General features: G+C 69.2%; 3 protein-coding genes. All 3 read right to left on the reverse strand.

What is annotated here, in order from left to right; genetic code table 11:
- The coding region (locus ACFWF3_RS27620) for a DUF2398 family protein (RefSeq protein WP_379316332.1) at positions 1 to 753 on the reverse strand (753 nt) is incomplete at its 3' end.
- A gap of 79 nt (positions 754 to 832) precedes the next feature.
- Positions 833 to 2,392 carry a TIGR02677 family protein gene (locus ACFWF3_RS27625; RefSeq protein ID WP_379316334.1) on the reverse strand — a complete coding sequence of 520 codons (1,560 nt, stop codon included), beginning with the start codon at positions 2,390 to 2,392 and terminating at the stop codon, positions 833 to 835.
- 75 nt (positions 2,393 to 2,467) lie between these two features.
- A complete protein-coding gene (locus ACFWF3_RS27630; RefSeq protein WP_379218162.1) occupies positions 2,468 to 3,607 on the reverse strand; it encodes an XRE family transcriptional regulator in 1,140 nt (379 codons plus the stop codon).
- Positions 3,608 to 3,813 lie beyond the last annotated feature (206 nt).

Here is a 3,813-nt window from a genome sequence, read left to right on the forward strand (position 1 = left end):
GTGTTCGACCTCGCCGACCAGTCGGTCCTGGCCGAGCAGCGCACCCTCGGCTGCCGACAGTTCGTCGAGATAGACGACGGGGCGCTCGACGAGCGCCCGGCGCACCCGGCGAGCCTGATCAGCCTGGTCGGTGTTCTCGGCCAGCAACCCGCGCACGCTGTGTAGATGCTGCAGTGCCCGTGGGGGCCGGAACAGCGCGAACACCACCGGGCGGTCGATGTCGTAGAGCGCCTCGCCCGCCTCCGGGTCGCTGGCCCAACCGCCCGCGTCGCCGTCGGCCAACGTCAACGCACCCCGCGCGCCCAGCCAGCCGACGGCATCGACGAAGGCGTCGCGATCGGCGGCTCGCTCGGTCGACAGGTCGAGTCCCTCGATCCGGCTCGCGTAATCGGCGACGTGCTCGGCCAATTCGGACAGGGTGATCTGGTCGCCTGCCCGGCCGAGCGCGGCCAGCGCCAGTGACAGATAGGCGTAGCGGCGGCGGTCGAAGACCCGATCGTTGACGCTGCGGGCGGGCCGGGCGTCATCGAGCCGATCGTGCACCGGGTAGAGCCGGGCCGTGGTCTCGGTGACCTCCAAGCGGTAACCGAACAATTCGGCCAGATCCTCGCGCAGTTCCGTCGCCCACCGCCGAATCAACGGCAGCGCGATCCGGTCGGGATAGACCCGGGTGACCAGGTGATTGGCGAGCATCACTCGCGCCGCCCGCTGATAACTGTCGAGAGCGAGCGCATCGATCCGTTGTCGCTTCACAGTCTTGCCCCTCGTGCCGACGTCGGTCGCGCCGCCACCGAGCGATGGTCGCCGAAATCTGGCGAGTCGATGCGCAGTCTCATCGCGCGACCCCGCGGCGGCTCGACTCGCGTACTTCGAGGCGACGGTTGTTCAGATGGAGCAGCCCCGCCGCGGTCCGGATGACCGTCGACCCATCGCAGGGGCGCACTGTCAACGTGACACCGTTGTCGGAACCTGTTGTGCCGTCGACCTTTCCGCTCACCGGAACCCACGCGGTGGAGGCGGCGTCGATCAGGCGCAACAGCACCTCGGTCTCACGCTGATCCAGCACTCGTTCGTGCACATTGCCCTGGGACAGCGAGGCGGCGGCCGCGGCGCGTTCACGCTGTGCCGCCAGTTGGGCCTCCCGCAGCCGCCGCACGCCCGCGTCGTTGCGCGCGATCCGGGCCGGGGCGCCCGCCGTGGGTGCGCGACCGGTTTCGGCGAGCGTGCGGGAGATCTCCAACGGCGGTGCTTCCCACCAGGATCGGCTGGTGGGGATCAGCTCCGCGTCGGGATGTTCGAGCGACAGGTGGCGCGGCTTGCCCAGCCCGAACACCGCGTCGTAGAGCGCGTGCGCACTGCCCGCGCTGGGGGTGGCGACGAACCATTCGGCCAGGTGACGCAACGCCGATTCCCGGCTGACGCCACCTCGGCGGGTCTCGGTGACCCGGCGCAACAGCGACAGCACCGCCGCGATCGCGCTCATCGTCGCCTCGCGGAGCCGATCGGCCTCGCAGGTTTCCGACGACTCGGTGCCCGCGGCGACGAACCAGGTGCGCAGCCCGTCCCAGCGGGAACGCCAATCCGCTTCGCGCTCGGCGATACTCAACAGCACCCGCTCGTCGCACCCGGCCGCGCGGCCGATCAGCTGCTCGACGCCGGTCGCCTCGACTTCACCGATCGCCGCCGCCAGCCGCGGGGCGAACCGGGCCAGATCCATGCTGAACTCCCGCATGTGTGCCAGCAGCGCGTCCTTGTGCGCGAGGAAGGATTCCGGCGTGATCTCGGTGGTGCGCACCAGGTCGCCCAGAGACAGGTAGAAGTGCGCGGCGCGCGCGGCCATGTCGGTGAGCGCGGTGTCGAGCCTGCGCAACGTGGTGTAGACCCGCTCGGCGTCGCCGTCGCGGTTGGCGGCGGAGAGGGTGCGCAGGTCGGCGAGCAGCTCGGGCAGCACCAGCCGCGACAGCGACGCGTCCTCCATCCGGGCCGCGAGCACCCCGGCCACCGCCCGGTAGGCCTGGAACCCGGCCTGCGCGAACTGGTAGACGTAGTGCCGGTTGCGGTACTCGGCCAGGGTGGCCGCGCGGGTGCCGTCGTAGCTGCGTTCGAGCACACCCCAGCGATGCAGCTGCTCGAGCAGGGGACCGATCTCGACCGCGGGCAGTGGGACACCCGCGGCCGCCTCGGCTCGACCGCCCGCCTCGGCTCTGGCTATCCACTCGGCGACGTCGTCGGCGTGCAACAACACCACGTAGGCGGCCCGAGCGCTGTCGAAGGCGCGCAGCACCCGCAGGTAGTCGGCGCGCTTCTCGGCGGTCGCGAACGAGAACAACCGCAGACGCTCGTCCCACAGGGCGGGTACGGCGCTGGGCAGGCCGTCGGCGGAGTCGGTCACCGTAGACAGGTTAGTGGTGGCCTTCGCGTGCTCCGCCGGACCCGTCCCCGATCGGCGTGGCATCGCCGCGCGAGCTCATCCGACATTGAGCGATCGCAGCTGCTCGAGGAAGGTTTGGGTGCGGTGATCTCCTGGGTATCGTTCGATGATCTCCCTGGCCGCCTCGCCCGCGATCCACGCCAGCGACGGCAGCGACTTGCGCCCCGCGGAGAACGCCGCGACACCCTCCTCGACCGCGCGCTCGAGATCGCGATCGCGCACGGCCACGACGGCCAGGGTGAGCCGCGCCTCGGAGACCCGCATGGGATTGCGGACCGAACCGTCCGGTCGGGTCGAATCGCTGATCACCTGCTGGGCGTAGCGCTCGGCCAGTCGATCCTGGCCCGCCACCCGGCAGCAGTCCATCGCGTAGAAGTCGAATTTCGTGGCGTCGACGACGAAGTGGTTGTCCAGATCGGCCGGATGACCCATCCGCGACAGGATCGCCCTGCCCTCGTCGAGGGCGGTCTGCACATTGCGGCGATCACCGAGCCGGGCCCAGCCCTTGGCGCGCTGCGCCGCCAACTGCACCCCCACACTCGACGACGTGGTACCCGCCATGGCCTTCTCCGAGACATCGATCGCGCCACGGAAGTTGCCCTGGGTCAACGCGAACCACGCCGACATCTCCGCCGCCCACCCGACGATCTCGGTATTGCCTGCCTCGCGACCCAGCGAATCGGCGGCTCGGCGGGTGGCCTCGGCACCACCCCGGCGGCCCAGATCGTAGTCGACGCAACCGACCAGCAACGCGACCCAGCCTGCCAGGACGAGGATTTCGCGATGCTGGCTCAGCGTCAGTCTGCCGTCGAGCAGGGAGGTGATCCGGCGCAGCCACGCGGTCCCCTCGGTGTGCAGTGCGTAGGGGTCGGCGTAGGCGTATTCGCAGCACAGCCTTTCGGCGGTGATCCGCACCGCGTCCAGGGTGGCGCTGTTGACGTCGGACATTCTGAGTCGTCCGATGAACTCCAGAGTGTCCATACCGGTTGCCGATAACAGCTCGTCATCACGGTTGGGACGGGACTTCGGGAAGAACGCGGCGGGGACGGTGTCGAACGCGGCCGCGATGATCGGCGCGTAGAACTCGTCAGGTCGCGATTCCCCGGATTCCCAGCGGCGCCAGTTGCGCAGCAGGGTACTGTCCGTCGGCAGGTTGTGGGAGGACTTGGCACGCATAGCGCGAACGGCATCGGCTTGCGACCACCCCCTCGCGTCACGTTCCGAGCGCATCCGAACAGCCCAGACGGGTCGATCATCAGTTGCGGTCACGGCGGTAGTATTCCACCAGTTAACGTTCGGCGTCCCGGATAGGGCATGTAGATGTCATCGGATTGACATCTGCTGCCGGGGGCCATGATTGTTCATGATGTAAGCAGGTACTC

The sequence above is a fragment of the Nocardia sp. NPDC060220 genome (assembly GCF_042727815.1).
In the GTDB taxonomy this organism is placed as follows: domain Bacteria; phylum Actinomycetota; class Actinomycetes; order Mycobacteriales; family Mycobacteriaceae; genus Nocardia.

Bases quoted from the DNA above. Each gene is read 5' to 3' on its own strand.
- ACFWF3_RS27630 (WP_379218162.1), bottom strand. From the start codon at position 3,607: ATGCGTGCCAAGTCCTCCCACAACCTGCCGACGGACAGTACCCTGCTG.